Here is a 15,504-nt window from a genome sequence, read left to right as displayed (position 1 = left end):
GTGCATTGTTCAGGAGGCGTTGGCCGTCATCGAGATTGGCATCTGCTTGAAGTGCAGCCAGCCGTAGGCGATCGCCAGCAATGGGCAAATGATGTTAAAAAGGGCATAGGGCAGGTATTCAATAGTGGCGATGCCCAGTGTGGCGGCCATATAGGCCCCGCAGGTATTCCAAGGGATCAGCACCGAGGTGATGGTGCCCGAGTCCTCCAGGGTGCGCGACAGGTTCAGCCCGTGCAGCCCCTTTTCGGCAAAGGCGTCGCGGAACATGCGGCCGGGGATTATGATCGCCATATACTGGTCACCGGCCGCGGCATTCATGCCAAAGCAGGTCAGCACGGTGGCGGTCACCAGCCCTCCCAGGGTTTTCACATGTGACAGAGTCCAGTTGATCAGTACCTGCAGGAATCCGGCACGTTCCATGGCGCCGCCAAAGGCCATAGCGGAAATGATCAGCCACACGGTGTTGAGCATGCTGCTCATGCCGCCCTTGGACAGCAGGTCCGCCACGTTTTCGTTGCTGGAGGTGGATTTATAACCATCGAACAGGCTGTACCAGATGCCTTTCAGGGAGGCCAGGGCACCTTCACCACCACCCAGGCGGCGGGCACTTTCCGGCTCGAAAATCAGCGCGATAATACAACCCACCAGGGCGCCGACGATCAGAGTCGGATAGGCGGGTACCTTGCGCCAGGCCATGCCCAGTAACAGCACCAGCGGCAACAGGCTGATGAGGGAAATATTGAATTCGGTTCCCAAAGCGGCCAGCAGCAACTCGATATCGGTGGCGGAAGCCTTGCCGGCTCCGGCAGTCAAGCCGATAAAGGCGAATACCGCAAGGGCAATCACAAATGCCGGGATGGTAGTGGACATCATATGGCGGATATGCCGGAACAGGTCGTTGGAGGTAACTGCTGCGGCGACGTTGGTGGTGTCGGACAGCGGCGACATCTTGTCGCCGAAGTAGGCTCCGGAGATAACCGCGCCGGCGGTCACTTCGGGAGACAGGCCCAGGGCCCCGGCGATCCCCATCAGGGCAACCCCGAGAGTGCCGGCGGTGGTCCAACTGGAGCCGATACTGAGTCCAACCACTGCGCAGATTATGCAGCTGGCGGCGTAAAACCACTGGGGTGAGAGTATCTGTACCCCGTAATAGATCATGGAGGGTACGGTACCGGCAAGAATCCAGCTGCCGATCAGGGCGCCCACCGCCAGCAGAATCAGGATTGCGCCGAATACCAGGCCGATGCCATGCAGCATGCCCCCTTCCATGTCACTCCAACTGTGCCCATTTTTCATGCCCATCAGCGCGACCACGCCGGCACACAGCAGCAGGGCGATCTGATTGGGTCCAGAGGAGGAGTCGGCGCCGTAAAGGGAAACGGACAGGGACAAGAGGGCGATCAGGATCCCCAGGGGGATCAGTGCATCCAGCAGGCTGGGGGTGCGCGGCTCGGAATTGGGACTGGCTTGAGACAAGGTGTACTCCTGCTTGACTGCGAGGCTGATGCCGTCATTCGTTATCGTTGTTTTCACCGTGGGTGACGGTTGAACCCCCTATTTTTACGGCTTGGGGCGGTGAAGTCTACTTTGAATGGCATTGGGCGGCAGAGAATCCCCTTGCCCGAGTCATGGTGGCGGGGAAATATCACCCCGATCAGGCACCGGGTCGGTTGTGGTGCTAGCAGTTCGGCGATGCTTCCGGTATGTTCTGCGCCAACTAATCCCGGCCACCCGGTGGCCGCAAGACATAATGAGCCAGGACCCCGCAGGCAGGTCGGGCAGGTAGTGATTTCATGAGAGCAAGTGAGCTAGACCCCGCTCAATTCGAGGATATGCGCCCCTATCGGGACGATGAAGTGCGCGCTGTACTGGACAGATTGATCGCCGATCCGGAGATGTCACACACCGTTGCGCACTTTCTCGTCCCTAAACTGGCGCGGCTGGAAGGCCCGCTGGCCTGGCTGGTGCGCCAGTTTCTGCGCTTTGAGTTCCGCAACGTGAAGGATGTGCACGGAGTGCAGGAAATCGTCGAGAAGTACATCGATAAAATCGTCAACCGCACCACTGCCGGTCTGAGCATTTCCGGGCTGGACAGACTTCCCCGCAATCGCGCCTGTTTGTTTGTGAGCAACCACCGGGATATTGCCATGGACCCCGCGTTTGCCATAGTGGCCATGTTCAAAGAAGGGCACGAAACCTCCCGCATTGCGATTGGTGACAACCTGCTGACCAAGCAGTTTGCGACGGACATTATGAAGCTCAATAAGTGCTTCACGGTACAGCGCAGCTCGGGCAGTCGTCGCCAGAAACTGGCGGCGGCGACCAAGCTGTCCAACTATATCTATCACTCCATCGTCAATGACAACGAACACGTGTGGATTGCCCAGCGCGCCGGGCGCGCCAAGGACGGATTGGATCGCACCAACCCGGCGCTCGCGGCCATGTTTGCGATGACCAAGGATCGGGACACCCCGTTCGCCGATTTCTGGAGAAAGTTGCATATCGTGCCGCTGTCGATTTCCTATGAGTGGGACCCCTGTGATGGCCAGAAGGCGAAAGAACTCTATATAACAGAGCATAAAGACGAGTACAAAAAGGCCAAAAACGAGGATCTGACTTCTATTGCCAAAGGGGTTGTCGGTCACAAAGGGCATGTACACACAGCCTTCGGCACTCCGATCGAGGGGGATTTTCACGATGTGAACAGCCTGGCCGAGGAGATCGACCGGCAGATTGTGGGCAATTACATCCTGCACCCCACCAATCTGATTGCCTACGAGCTTATTTATGGCTCGGTAGCGGGATTGCCGGTAGGCTATCCTTCCAAACCCTGGGAACCGCAGGCGCACACAGGGATGCGGGAGGCGTTCGAGGCGCGTATGCAGAAGATTGACGAGCGCTGGCGTGACAAGGCAATTCAAGCCTATGCGAATCCGGTGGTTTCGCGCCTCGCCTTTGAGTGACAGTTGGTGGGGTGGGGCGGTTAGTGGATAATAGCGCTCCCTGCCCAATCATTACCGAAATAGATACCATTCCCTGTGCTTAGCGATACACTCAAAAGCGCGATTCAAGGGGCCTACAGCCAGTTTCTGTGCGGCCGTGGGCACAGGCCCCGTTACGGGCAGAAGCTGATGGTGGCGGCCATCGCCCGCACGCTCGCCGGTATTATCCAAACTGCCAGTGGCGAACGGGACAGTGAAAAAACCGATGGCGAGCATATTTGTGTGGTGGAGGCCGGCACCGGCACCGGCAAGACGGTGTCCTATCTGCTTGCGGCTATCCCCCTGGCCCAGGCTCGGGAGAAAACCCTGGTGGTCTCCACTGCGACAGTGGCGCTGCAGGAGCAGATTATTGACAAGGATCTGCCGGAGGTTGCACGCCACAGCGGGCTCAGTTTCGAATTCACCCTGGCCAAGGGGCGCAGTCGCTACCTGTGCCTGTCCAAGCTGGACCAGCTGCTCTCCAGTTTTTCCGCTGCTGGCTCCGGCCTTTCCCTGGGGCTCTACGAGGATGAGTTGCCCGGGGTAGCTGCGGAGAGTGTCACACTCTACCAGCAGATGACCGATAGCCTGGCCGCTGGCAGTTGGGATGGGGATCGTGACAACTGGCCGGATTCGATTGAAACTGAGGACTGGAACCGGGTCACCACGGATCACCGCCAGTGCAGCGGCCGTCGCTGTCCTCATGTGACCAATTGCAGCTTTTTCCGCGCGCGGGAAAACCTGGGTAAAAACCGCGTCATTGTCGCTAACCACGACCTGCTGCTGGCAGACCTGGCTCTCGGCGGTGGCGCAATACTGCCGCCGCCGGAAGAGACGATTTATGTGCTCGACGAGGCCCACCACCTGCCGGACAAGGCCCTCGACCACTTCTCCCACCACAGCCGCTTGGGTGCCTCCATCGGTTGGCTGGATCAGACCAACAAGGTGCTCGGGCAGATGCTCGGTGAGATTGGCGATGGCACCGAACTGGATCGCTGTGGCGAACAGCTGCCGGCGGTGCTGGCGTCCGCCAAGCAGGGGCTGGAGTTGATGTGGCCTCTGGTCGAGGAGTTGTGTGTGTCCGAAGACGTGCGGGAGAATCCTGTTCGCTACCGCTTCAAGGGCGGCGTGGTGCCCGGGTCCATGATGCAGATGGCGGAAAGGTTGCGCGAGGACTTTGACGAATTGGAGAGCCTGCTCAGCAAGATGCTGCAGGTTGTCCAGCAGATGCTGGAAGATGCCCACGCACCGGTGCCGGTGGTGGATTTGGAACGCTGGTACCCACAACTGGGCAGCTGGCACGGGCGCGCTGAGATCAATCTGCTGCTGTGGGCCAACTACGCGCGCGCCGATACCGATGGCACGCTGCCGCGGGCGCGCTGGATAACCCCGCTGGATTGGGGGGGCTCGACGGATTATGAAGTGTGCAGCTCGCCGATTCTGGCCGCAAAGGCCCTTGAGCAGAGTCTGTGGCAGCGCTGTTACGGGGCGGTGCTCACCTCCGCCACGCTCACGGCACTGGGTAGATTCGATCGCTTGCGCCTGCGCGCCGGCACTCCGGAGAATGCCAGTTATCAGGTGGTGCCGAGCCCCTTCGATTTCTCCCGCGCCAGCTTGCGGGTGCCCGCCCGCGCGGTGGATGCGGGCAATGCGGATCTGCACACCGGTGCGGTGGTTGAGATACTTCCCGAGTTGCTCAAGGGTTCCGGTGGCGCACTGGTGTTGTTTTCCTCGCGCCGGCAAATGGAAACCGTCAGTGAAGCGCTACCGGGTAACTGGTGCAGCCGCATCCTGATGCAGGGACAGAAGTCCCGCCGGCAACTGTTGAACGCCCACCGCGAGGTCATCGATGGCGGTGGTAGCAGTGTGCTGTTTGGCCTTGCCAGTTTCGCCGAGGGTCTCGACCTGCCTGGAGATTACTGCCGCCATGTGATTATTGCCAAGCTTCCCTTTGCGGTACCCGACGATCCGATAGAGGCGGCTCTGGCGGAGTGGATCGAAGCCAAGGGGGGCAATGCGTTTCTGCAGATTACGGTACCGGATGCGGCCCTGAAACTGGTACAGGCCTGTGGTCGCCTGCTGCGTGCCGAGGGGGATAGCGGTACCGTGACCCTGCTGGACCGGCGCATTGTGACCAAGCGTTACGGCCAGGCGATCCTCGATTCACTGCCACCGTTTACCCGCAACATCGAATAATATTTTCTTGCCCGCTATTGCCGGTAGATGTTCACCCGGTATCCCAACAGCGGTGGTTTGGAGGTCCAGGCGCTATGCAACCAATTTATTCCGACATTGCCAGTCAATTGTTGCTGTTGGAAGCCGAGCTTCGCCGATTGGGACAGTGGCAGGTGAAATCCCCCCCGACCGAGGCGCTGACCAGTAGTGAGCCCTTCTGTGTGGATACTCTCACTTTACCGCAATGGTTGCAGTTTGTTTTTTTGCCCCGTATGCAACTGTTGATCAAACAGGAGATGCCGCTGCCCCGGCAATGCGGTATCGCCCCTATCGCGGAGGAATTTTTCCGGGGCAATAGCGATGCTGCGACCCTGGTGGCCATTCTGGATTCCATCGATCGGCGTCTGCAACGCAGGTGAGGGGTTATCGATGTGGTGCCATACCACGCGGGTGCCACTTTTACCAGCAGCGCCCCTATGGCTCTGTTCAGGTAGGGTGCGGGGGATCGGGTGTATGTCACACTGCGGCCCTTGGGTGGACCGGCTTCTGGAACATCCCTGTTCACTGGCGCCGCTCATAGGCTAATATCCGTCTTTTGCCCGGCACGGACGGAACATTCCCCCGCTTGCCATATCGGATATTGTGGGCATGCCGCCCGTTGGGTTGGAATGCCGACAGGGCTGGAGGTAATTGTTAGGTATGCAGAAATCTTCCCTTCTGTGGTTGATGTTGGCGGTCTCGCTGCTGGCGGGCTGTAAATCACTGATGTATCCAGAGCAGGAGCGGCAGAGCGCTCCAGCGGCACAATCGGTGCTTGAGATTGTGCCCTGTTCCGAGCCTGTACCTATGATTTGTGCAGAGCCGGAAACCAAGGTTGTTGAAAAGATCATCGAACGAAGTGTTGAAAAAATAGTCGAAGTGCCCGTTGCCAGGGACAAGTTGGTGCTTGGAACGGTGGAACATGTCTCTGTGGAGCCCTCCGGACTGGTGGTTGAATCTATCGTCGATTCAGGATCATCGACCTCCACCCTGCGTGCTAAGGCTCTGACCCGCTTCGAACGCGATGGCCGGGACTGGGTCAGAATTCAACTGATGCCTCCGCAAGGGGATGGGGAAACAGAGCCCAGTGTGGTTGAGCTGCCCATCAAGCGCTATATCCGTGCGATGCGCATTGGTTTTCCCAGTCAGCGACGCCCGGTGGTGGAAATGCACCTGACTGTCGGAGATGTCACCCACATGGTAGAGGTTAGCCTGACGGACGAAGGTGGCACGGATACGTTGATGCTGCTGGGACGCAATTTCCTCAAAGATGCCGCAGTGGTCGATGTGAGCCGCCGCTATGTCCAGGGTCAGCCCCGAATATCCGGGGACAAGTAGGCCACTAAGACAGTGAGGTTCCGATTGGAGCCATAGATTTATGGGGAATGGCGAATGTCGCCGCGGGTCCAGGTTTATATTATTGCGGTATTGCTCGCGCTGATCGGCGCTGGCCTAACCGCTTACAAGCACTTTGAATTGGGTTTTCCACTGTTGCCGGGAGAATACCGCACCGTCTGGACTATCGAGGCAAAAGTGGGTTTCGTGGCGGAAGGTGGTCCGGTCAAAGCAGCACTGACATTGCCGCGCGAGCAGCGCAATATGGAAATACTGGGGGAAACCTTCAGTTCTTCGGGGTTCGGTTTCTATATCGCCCGGGAAAACGACGACTACCGGGCTTTCTGGTCTCGGCGCTTGGCGAAGGGCTCCCAGTCCCTGTTTTACCAACTCGATGTTTACCAGAGGCCCGGGGCCCCCTTGGCGCAGCCCCTGGATCTCAGCACACAAGTGCAGAAGCCGTTTCTGGGTGCACGCGAGCAGGAAGCGGTACGCCTGGCGATTTATGCCCTGGTGGAGCAGGCCCGCGAACACTCTTCCGATGTGGAATCCTTTACTACCCAGCTGTTGATAGAACTCAACAACAAGGACAATCAGGATCGCAACCTGATTTTCCGCCATTATGCCGACAGCTCTCTGGTGGATGTGGCCCTGTTGATACTGGCCACCGCGAATATTCCCGCCCACCGAATCCGCGGCCTCTACCTGGAAGATGATCGCCGGCGCCTGGCACCTGAGGATTTGCTGGAAGCAAATGACGGCAAGCGTTGGATTGTCTTTGAGCCCACCACTGGTATGCCCGGTGTGCCGGAGAATTTCTTCATTTGGCAGCGCGGGGGTAAAAGCCTGCTGGACTTGGAGGGCGGACACAATTCCCAGGTGACCTTTTCAGTGATTGCCAACGATGTACCCTCGCGGGATGTCTCCATGCGCAGCACCAGCCGGGATGGGGAAGCCCTGGTGGACTTTTCTATTTATAGCCTGCCCATCGAGCAGCAGAGTATCTTCAAATTGATCTTACTGGTACCGGTGGGCGCCCTGGTTGTGGTACTGCTGCGGGTGTTTGTCGGGCTGCGCACGTCCGGTACTTTCATGCCGGTGCTGCTGGCGATAGCCTTTATTGAAACCCAACTGCTGACGGGCCTTGCGATCTTTATCCTGATTCTAATCTTGGGGTTGTGGGTGCGCTTTTATCTCAGCCGACTCAACCTGCTATTGGTGTCGAGGATCGCCGCTGTAGTGGTCACAGTGGTGATTATTATGGCTGCTATCAGTGTTATCAGTTACAAACTGGGTATTGAGCAGGCGTTGACGGTGACTTTCTTCCCGATGATTATCCTCGCCTGGACCATTGAACGCATGTCCATCGTATGGGAAGAGGACAGTCCCTACGAGGTGGTTGTGCAAGCGGGCGGCAGTTTGCTGGTGGCGATTCTGGCCTGGTGGGTTATGACCAACCGCTATGTGGAACATTGGACCTTTAATTTCCCTGAGCTGCTGTTGTTACTCCTGGCTTTGATTCTGGTTGTAGGTAACTACACCGGTTACCGGTTCAGTGAATTGATGCGTTTCCGGCCTTTGGTCAAGTAAGGAGGGTTGCATGCGTCAATTCATTTTTAGACACCTGTTCAATAAGGTCCGCGGTGGTGTGGTTTCCCCGACAACCTTGCGCGATATGGGTATTCTCGGCATGAATGCGCGCAATATTCATTATATTGCGCGCTATAATGACCGCAGGAAATTTCCTACTGTAGACGATAAGCTCAACACCAAGCGCGCAGCTAGGCACGCCGGTATTCCCGTGCCGGAATTGATCAGGGCCTTTGAAACGCCAGCCAGCCGCAAGCGGGTGATGGCAGTAATTGAGCCCCTGTGGCAGTTTGTGGTCAAGCCGGCACGAGGATCAGGTGGCAAGGGCATTCTGGTTATTGCCGGTCGCAATGGCGATAGATACCGGAAAACTTCCGGTGTGGAAATCGAGGTGCTGGATATATTGCGGCACGTCAACAATATTCACAGTGGGCTTTACAGTCTCGGCGGCAAGCCGGATCGGGTGATGATAGAAGCCCTGGTGGATTTTGACCCCATTTTCCAGAACTATTCCTTTGAAGGCGTGCCGGATATCCGCGTGATTGTGTTTCGCGGTTTTCCGGTGATGGCCATGTTGCGCTGTTCCACCCATGCCTCGGACGGAAAGGCCAATCTGCATCAGGGGGCAGTGGGGGTGGGCATTGATCTGGCCACAGGCAAGAGCAGCCACGCGGTGCAGCGAGGCCTGCGTATTCATCGGCACCCGGATACAGAGTTTCCTTTCGACCAACTCCAAGTGCCTGGTTGGCGTGACCTCTTGCACCTCGCAGCAAGTTGCTATGAGATGACCGGTCTCGGCTATCTGGGATGCGACATTGTACTGGACCGCGAGCGCGGCCCGCTTTTGCTAGAAGCCAATGCCCGCCCGGGTTTGGCAATTCAGGTGGCCAATGGCGTGGGCTTGCGCAGGCATTTGCACTGTATCGAAGGTCTGGCCCCGGAAAAACTCAGCATGCGAGTCGGTGAAAGGGTGAACTTTTCCATGCGTACATTTGCCGCTGACCACTGATTGAGGCTGTATTTGCTAGGCATACGACGGAGTCGCGGGAATTCTGCATTGGGTCAGTCGCTGTGGTACCGTTTTCCAGTGCACTCAGAAACTTTCGGTTGGTTACCACCGGGCCCGACTGAATGGCTGCACCATTTTGATTCAAGCGACGGCCAGATCGGTCTTCAGTGACCTGCTGGGTCGCCTCCCAGGGTATACCGACATCATCGTCCGGAATGGCTCTTGTGCTGTCGAAGTGTTCGCGATCGGTGGCTGATGGCTCCTGCATTCCCTCTGTCATAAATCAGGCCGGCGGTCCCTGCGGGTTTATGTATTGTCAATGGTGCTTTCGTTTGGTGAAACTCCCAAAAGTGCGCCTCCTGAAAAGATGGCACAGGGCTTGCATTTCCTTGCGTGTGGGTACATGGCCCACTTCCGGGAAGGCCTCTTGGGGCGGCGGCGAACCGCCACATCGGGACTTCCCTTTCTCTCATCATCGCTGATTACAGCCTCGCTTTGCGGGGCTTTTTTTTAACTTTTTTTGACTTAAAGCATAACATTTTTAAATTCAGGCAAAGTTTTGGAATATATAGAGGTATTTTTCCGGTATAAATGGATCATTGTTTCGCTGCCGTTTATAAGTGGTTAAATTCTATCAACAAGCGAATTAAACAAGTCGAGCTCCGTGTGTCAGAGTCACCAGTACCAGATCAACCCCGCCCTCCATTCCTGTTAGCCACGCCGGATGAACTGCATTTGCTCAAAGGCGATCAGCTCACACGGCAGACAACCTATTTGCAGGGTCTGTTGCTGAGTGTGCAGCACGGACTGTGGGAGTGGCATCCGAAAACCGGAGCCCTGCGCGCTCAAGGGGAAATCTGGTTGCTGTTTGCCGAGACCGAGGGGCAGGCGCTGAACAAACTGTGGACGGGAGAAGAGTTGCCCCTAGTATACACTGAGGAGCGTGACCGGGTTCGCGCGATGTGTCAGCGGGCCGCCGGTGATGAGGGCTGTTTTGACATCATTTTCCGCGCCTATGAGAACGCGGGCCAGTTGCGCTGGTTGCGCTTTTTGGGGCGAACAGTCACTGTGGATGATGGTGCGGAAAGAATTGTCTTTGGTTGTTGTACCGACGTGAGCGCGATCGTATCCCGGCGCACTCCGTACAGCCTGCCTGGTGCGCAACCACTGCAGGTGTTTTCCGGGGTCGGTGACGGTTTGTGGGAGTGGGATTTAAACGCGGATGAAATGGTCCTGGATGATGCCTGTTGGGCAATCCTCGGCTACGAAACCAGCCCCATTCGACGTATTGACCGCTCGGCTGCAGCGCAGTGGAAGGCCAGAATACTCTCAGAGGATTTCTCCAGGGTAGAGCAGGCCATGTCGGAGCATGTGCGCGGGCAATTTCCTCTGGATGTGGAATTCCGCTTATGGCGCTCCGATGGCAGTATTGTCTGGGTCCGGTGCCGCGGTAAGGTCCAGCTGAATAACTGTGGTCAACCGACGCGTGTGTTGGGGACCCTCCAGGATGTGAGTGGCAGCCGTGAAACCCTATGCCGGGTAGAACGGGAGCTGCAACAGCAGCGTGCGGAAAATGTGCGCCGCTCGGATCTTCTATTCAGCTTGAGCCATGAGTTGCGCACACCGCTCAATGCGATCCTCGGATACAGCCGAATGGTGGAGCTGGATGCGAGCCTCAATTCAGACCAGCGTCAGCGCCTGGGGGAAATCCGTCGCGCCGGTCAGCATCTGTTGCACCTGGTTGGCGATGTGTTGGAACTGGCCCGTATCGACAGTCGGCGACTCGGGCCGTCGATGGAATCGATACGCCCCGCGGAGTTGGTGGCCGATTGCAAGCGCTTGCTCGAACCTCTGGCAGAGACACGCCGCGTCAGCCTGATTTTTGAGCCATTGGGCTGGGAGTCTGCCTATATCTGTGCCGATCCCGTGCGCTATAAACAGGTAGTGCTGAACTTGGTCGGCAATGCGGTGAAGTACAACCGCGACAATGGACGGGTCATCATCAGTTTTGCTCCCCAGGCCGAGGGCTGGTTGCGTCTTAATATTCTCGATACCGGTAAAGGCATCTCGCCGGAGCGACGCGATGAGGTATTTGAGCCTTTTAACCGGCTGGGGGAAGAGAAAGGGCATATAGAGGGCACCGGAGTGGGCTTAGCAATCGCCAAGCGACTGACAGAGGCCATGGGCGGGCGGATCGATTTCGACAGTCAGGAGGGGCAGGGGTCCGTTTTCTGGATCGAATTTCCTATGATCGATGCCCCGGATACCCTGATGTCTCTGCCGGCGCAGCCGGAGATTCCGCTCCAGTTGCCGGCTGGCCGGTTATTAATGGTGGACAACCGGCCAGAAGCGGCGAGCAGGCTGAAAGAAATGCTGAAGGAGACTCCGCAAATCCAATGCCTCATCGCCACAGACGGAGTTGAAGCTATCTTTATGGCGCGCACCCTCAATCCCGATGTGTTGCTGTTTCACAATGCGGTGCCAGGCATGTCTGCTTCCGATCTGGCGCGCATTCTGGAAGAGGATAGTTCAACCAGGGCAACCCGCTTTGTGCTGGTAGGGGGCGATCTACCCGGGGGGAGCCATCCCGTCCTGCCGGAGCAGTTTGACTTTGTGCAACTATCCAAGGTGCTGGCGAATCGACTGATGAGACCGGGGCAGCCAGTTGTATAGGCAAGTGTCCTGGCACTGGGGCCGAGGGGGGAGAAGGCACCGCCGGAGGCTAACCGGGCGATTGTCCGGACCGGCCTGGTAGAAGCGGATCAGCGCACACCACCCAAGTGTCTGCCTACGATTTGCACCAGGGGCTTGAACACTTTTGGTGTGGCGCAGACCAGATGGCCGGAGTCCAGGTAATCCTCACCGCCACGGAAATCACTGATCAGGCCACCAGCCTCTTTGACCAGCAGGGAGCCCGCGGCGATATCCCAGGTGTTCAGATACATTTCCCAAAAGCCGTCAAAGCGGCCGGCGGCCACGTAGGCGAGGTCCAGTGCGGCAGCGCCCGGGCGACGGATACCGGCAGTCTGCCCGGCAATTTCTTTCAATGCCGACAGATAGGTGTCGATACTCTCCAGGGCTGGACCACTGAAGGGCAGGCCGGTGCCAATCAGCGCACCGCGCATACCCTGGCGCGCCGATACGCGGATGCGACGTCCGTTCAGGGCGGCGCCGCGACCGCGGCTGGCGGTGAACTCCTCACGTTTGATAGGGTCCAGCACCACCGCGTGCTCAATGCGACCGCGGTAACGGCAGGCAATAGAGACGGCGAACTGGGGTACGCCATGAATAAAGTTGGTAGTGCCGTCGAGGGGGTCGATGATCCATTCATAATCGGGCTCAGCGCCCTCCTGCAGGCCACACTCTTCGGCGCGGATGCTGTGCTTGGGATAAGCCTTGCGCAGATGATAGATAATCTCCTGCTCACTGGCCCTGTCCACTTCAGTGACGAAATCGTTGCGCGCCTTCTCTTCGAATTGCACCAGGTCACCGCGCTCCCAGGCCCGTTCGATCAATTCTCCGGCTTTGCGCGCGGCGCGCAGAGCAATATTCAGCATGGGTTCCATAACGATTCTGCACCGAGTGGTTGAAGGAGTTAAAAAGCGGGCTGCAGGTTGACCGCAGCGGACAGGATTGTAGGGATTCCCGCCCGTTTTTGCTACACTCGCGCGCCCATCACAGCGAGTCAGTACGTTCGATCATGGCCAAGCCCGCCCGAGACACAACACCGCTCCATACACTGGAGAATGTGCGCACAGTGTTGGTTAACAGCGCACATCCTGGCAATATCGGCGGCGCCGCGCGCGCGCTGAAAAATATGGGATTGAAGCAGCTCTATCTGGTCGCACCGCGCGAGTTTCCGGCAGCCAACGCCATATGGCGCGCAGCCGGGGCGGCAGAGATGCTCGACAGCGCCGTGGTGGTGGACACTCTTGAGGAAGCGGTAGCGGATTGCGGCCTGGTGGTCGCCACCAGTGCCCGCGAGCGGCGCATCCCCTGGCCCCTGTTGACACCGCGCCAGTGCGGCGCGCGCGCGATAGCGGAGGCGGCGAGCCACCCCGTGGCGATCGTGTTTGGTCGCGAGGACCGGGGTTTGACCAATGAGGAGCTACAGGCCTGCAATTTCCATGTACATATCCCGGCCAATCCACACTATAGCTCTTTGAACCTGGCCACTGCGGTGCAGGTGCTGGCCTATGAGATTCGCATCGCTGCGCTGGAAGCGGAAAAGGGCGAGCCGCTGCGTTACGGGGACTGGGATTGCCCACCGGCGAAGGCCAGCGATATGGCACTGTATTTCGAACATCTGCAGCAGTCCCTGGGTGAATTGGGTTTTATCGATCCCGATAACCCCCGTCAGACCATGACCCGCTTGCGTAGACTATTCAGCCGCGTACGCCCGGACGATATGGAACTGGGCATCCTGCGCGGCATGTTGACCGCAATCCAGAACCACATCCACCGCAGCGGTGGAAAGGGACGGCCCGACTAGGCCAATACTTGAGTTGAGCAAGGGGTTATATACTTGACCAGGGCACTTGGTTATTACATACTCTCGCCCCGATTGGCAAAGAACTGCACCTCAGTTGGGAGCTGATATGCGTTTGACCACCAAAGGCCGCTATGCGGTCACCGCCATGCTGGATCTGGCCTTGCACGCCGAGCGCGGACCGATCAGTCTGGCGGATATTTCCAAGCGCCAGGGTATTTCCCTCTCTTATCTGGAACAGTTGTTTTCCCGCCTGCGTCAATCCGGGCTGGTCTCCAGTGTACGTGGCCCCGGTGGCGGTTACCGCCTGGCCCGTGGCGGTGAAGAGATTTTTGTGGCACAGATTATCGATGCGGTGAATGAATCCGTAGACGCTACCAGTTGTGGCGGCAATGCGGACTGCGCCAATGGAGAGCAGTGCCTGACCCATTACCTCTGGTCCGATTTAAGCGAGCAGATTCACGGCTTCCTGAGCGGCATCAGCCTCGCGGATCTGGTCTCTCGTGCAGAGGTGCAGGAAGTGGCGCGCCGCCAGGATATGCGCGAAGTACCGGAAGAGCGCATCGCCGTAGTCGGCGGGCTGTAAGTGCCCGGTTGGAGCCGGGTCGGGATATGAGAGATTTATTGAGCAGAAACAGTATGACTATGAAGCTTCCCATCTATCTGGATTATGCAGCGACCTGTCCGGTGGACCCCCGCGTCGCCGCTAAAATGGCACAGCAGCTGACGATGGAAGGCAACTTCGGGAACCCGGCTTCCCGTTCCCACCTCTTCGGCTGGAAGGCGGAGGAAGCGGTGGAAGATGCCCGCCGTCAGGTGGCGGAGCTGATCAACGCAGATCCGCGCGAGATCGTCTGGACCAGCGGCGCCACAGAGTCTGACAACCTGGCCATTAAAGGCGCAGCGCATTTCTACCAGGGTCGTGGCAGACACATTATCACCTCCAAGATCGAGCACAAGGCGGTATTGGATACCTGTCGCCAGCTGGAGCGTGAAGGTTTTGAGGTGACCTACCTGAATCCGCGCGAGGACGGCATCGTCGACCCGGAGCAGGTAGCAAAAACGCTGCGTGAGGACACTATTCTGGTGAGCCTGATGCACGTCAATAACGAGATTGGTGTGATCAACGATATTACTGCGATTGGTGAGTTGTGCCGCTCGCGCAAGGTAATTTTTCATGTGGATGCTGCGCAGAGTGCCGGCAAGTTGCCCATCGACCTGCAGGAAATGAAGGTCGACCTGATGTCTTTCTCCGCCCACAAGATCTATGGCCCCAAGGGGATTGGCGCCCTGTATGTGCGTCGCAAACCCCGTGTGCGTCTGGAAGCGCAGATACACGGCGGCGGCCACGAGCGCGGCATGCGCTCCGGTACCCTGCCCACACACCAAATTGTCGGGATGGGAGAAGCTTTTCGTATCGCCAGGGCGGAAATGGCGCAAGAGAGTGCGCGTCTAACAGCCCTGCGCAACCGATTCTGGGATCAGATCAAGGATATGGAAGAAGTCCACATCAACGGCTCCGCCGTACAGCGTGTGCCGGGCAACCTGAATGTCAGTTTTGCGTTTGTGGAAGGGGAAAGCCTGATCATGTCCCTGCGCGACCTGGCGATTTCCTCCGGTTCCGCCTGTACCTCCGCCAGCCTGGAGCCCAGCTATGTACTGCGGGCACTGGGTGTCAATGATGAAATGGCGCACAGCTCACTGCGTTTCAGCTTCGGCCGGTTTACCAGCCAGCAGGACGTGGATACTGCTGTCGCCGAGGTGCGCAAGGCGGTAGAGAAACTGCGTGAACTGTCCCCTTTATGGGATATGTACAAAGATGGTGTAGACCTGAATACGATTGAATGGGCCGCTCACTAAGCGTGTGCAAGAGTTAGGAGAATAGT

General features: G+C 57.9%; 12 protein-coding genes. 10 read left to right on the top strand and 2 right to left on the bottom strand.

The features are described from left to right. Window positions 1-9 precede the first annotated feature (9 nt). Entirely contained in the window at window positions 10-1,476 is a 1,467-nt protein-coding gene (gene nhaC, locus Q5Y71_RS10130; RefSeq protein ID WP_306042066.1) for a Na+/H+ antiporter NhaC, read from the bottom strand. A gap of 317 nt (window positions 1,477-1,793) precedes the next feature. On the opposite strand from nhaC, the gene Q5Y71_RS10125 reads away from it, so the two are divergent. The 7 genes from Q5Y71_RS10125 to Q5Y71_RS10095 all read left to right on the top strand — a co-directional run bounded on the left by Q5Y71_RS10125 (window position 1,794) and on the right by Q5Y71_RS10095 (window position 11,802). After that, window positions 1,794-2,963 (top strand): 1-acyl-sn-glycerol-3-phosphate acyltransferase, encoded by a 1,170-nt coding sequence (locus Q5Y71_RS10125; protein ID WP_306042065.1) that lies wholly within the window; start codon window positions 1,794-1,796, stop codon window positions 2,961-2,963. Between the two features lie 75 nt (window positions 2,964-3,038). Continuing rightward, a complete protein-coding gene (gene dinG, locus Q5Y71_RS10120) occupies window positions 3,039-5,177 on the top strand; it encodes an ATP-dependent DNA helicase DinG (RefSeq protein WP_306042064.1) in 2,139 nt (712 codons plus the stop codon). Window positions 5,178-5,251: 74 nt separating this feature from the next. Continuing rightward, complete coding sequence (locus tag Q5Y71_RS10115; protein ID WP_306042063.1) at window positions 5,252-5,575, top strand: YqcC family protein; 324 nt, start codon at window positions 5,252-5,254, stop codon at window positions 5,573-5,575. Between the two features lie 280 nt (window positions 5,576-5,855). Further along, entirely contained in the window at window positions 5,856-6,533 is a 678-nt protein-coding gene (locus tag Q5Y71_RS10110; protein WP_306042062.1) for a RimK/LysX family protein, read from the top strand. Between the two features lie 54 nt (window positions 6,534-6,587). Beyond that, window positions 6,588-8,120, top strand: coding sequence for a UUP1 family membrane protein (locus tag Q5Y71_RS10105; RefSeq protein WP_306042061.1), 1,533 nt, complete (start codon window positions 6,588-6,590; stop codon window positions 8,118-8,120). Window positions 8,121-8,130: 10 nt separating this feature from the next. Then, window positions 8,131-9,129, top strand: coding sequence for an alpha-L-glutamate ligase-like protein (locus Q5Y71_RS10100; RefSeq protein WP_306042060.1), 999 nt, complete (start codon window positions 8,131-8,133; stop codon window positions 9,127-9,129). Between the two features lie 666 nt (window positions 9,130-9,795). Continuing rightward, complete coding sequence (locus Q5Y71_RS10095) at window positions 9,796-11,802, top strand: ATP-binding protein (protein ID WP_306042059.1); 2,007 nt, start codon at window positions 9,796-9,798, stop codon at window positions 11,800-11,802. 89 nt (window positions 11,803-11,891) lie between these two features. Here Q5Y71_RS10095 and Q5Y71_RS10090 read toward each other — a convergent pair whose 3' ends face one another. Then, window positions 11,892-12,695, bottom strand: a complete 804-nt coding sequence (locus tag Q5Y71_RS10090) for an inositol monophosphatase family protein (protein ID WP_301414507.1) — start codon at window positions 12,693-12,695, stop codon at window positions 11,892-11,894. Window positions 12,696-12,829: 134 nt separating this feature from the next. Here Q5Y71_RS10090 and trmJ point away from each other — a divergent pair, with 134 nt between their 5' ends. The 3 genes from trmJ (at window position 12,830) to Q5Y71_RS10075 (ending at window position 15,478) form a co-directional block, all read left to right on the top strand. Beyond that, window positions 12,830-13,621 carry a tRNA (cytosine(32)/uridine(32)-2'-O)-methyltransferase TrmJ gene (gene trmJ, locus Q5Y71_RS10085; RefSeq protein ID WP_306042058.1) on the top strand — a complete coding sequence of 264 codons (792 nt, stop codon included), beginning with the start codon at window positions 12,830-12,832 and terminating at the stop codon, window positions 13,619-13,621. Between the two features lie 106 nt (window positions 13,622-13,727). Beyond that, entirely contained in the window at window positions 13,728-14,204 is a 477-nt protein-coding gene (gene iscR / locus Q5Y71_RS10080) for a Fe-S cluster assembly transcriptional regulator IscR (RefSeq protein WP_301414505.1), read from the top strand. A gap of 59 nt (window positions 14,205-14,263) precedes the next feature. Then, window positions 14,264-15,478, top strand: coding sequence for an IscS subfamily cysteine desulfurase (locus Q5Y71_RS10075; protein WP_306042074.1), 1,215 nt, complete (start codon window positions 14,264-14,266; stop codon window positions 15,476-15,478). The last annotated feature ends 26 nt before the right edge of the window (window positions 15,479-15,504 follow it).

This window comes from Microbulbifer sp. 2205BS26-8 (assembly GCF_030731025.1).
GTDB classification, from domain to species: Bacteria; Pseudomonadota; Gammaproteobacteria; order Pseudomonadales; family Cellvibrionaceae; genus Microbulbifer; species Microbulbifer spongiae.
Note: the sequence above shows the minus strand (reverse complement) of the source record. Positions and strands in the feature narration are given on the sequence as shown.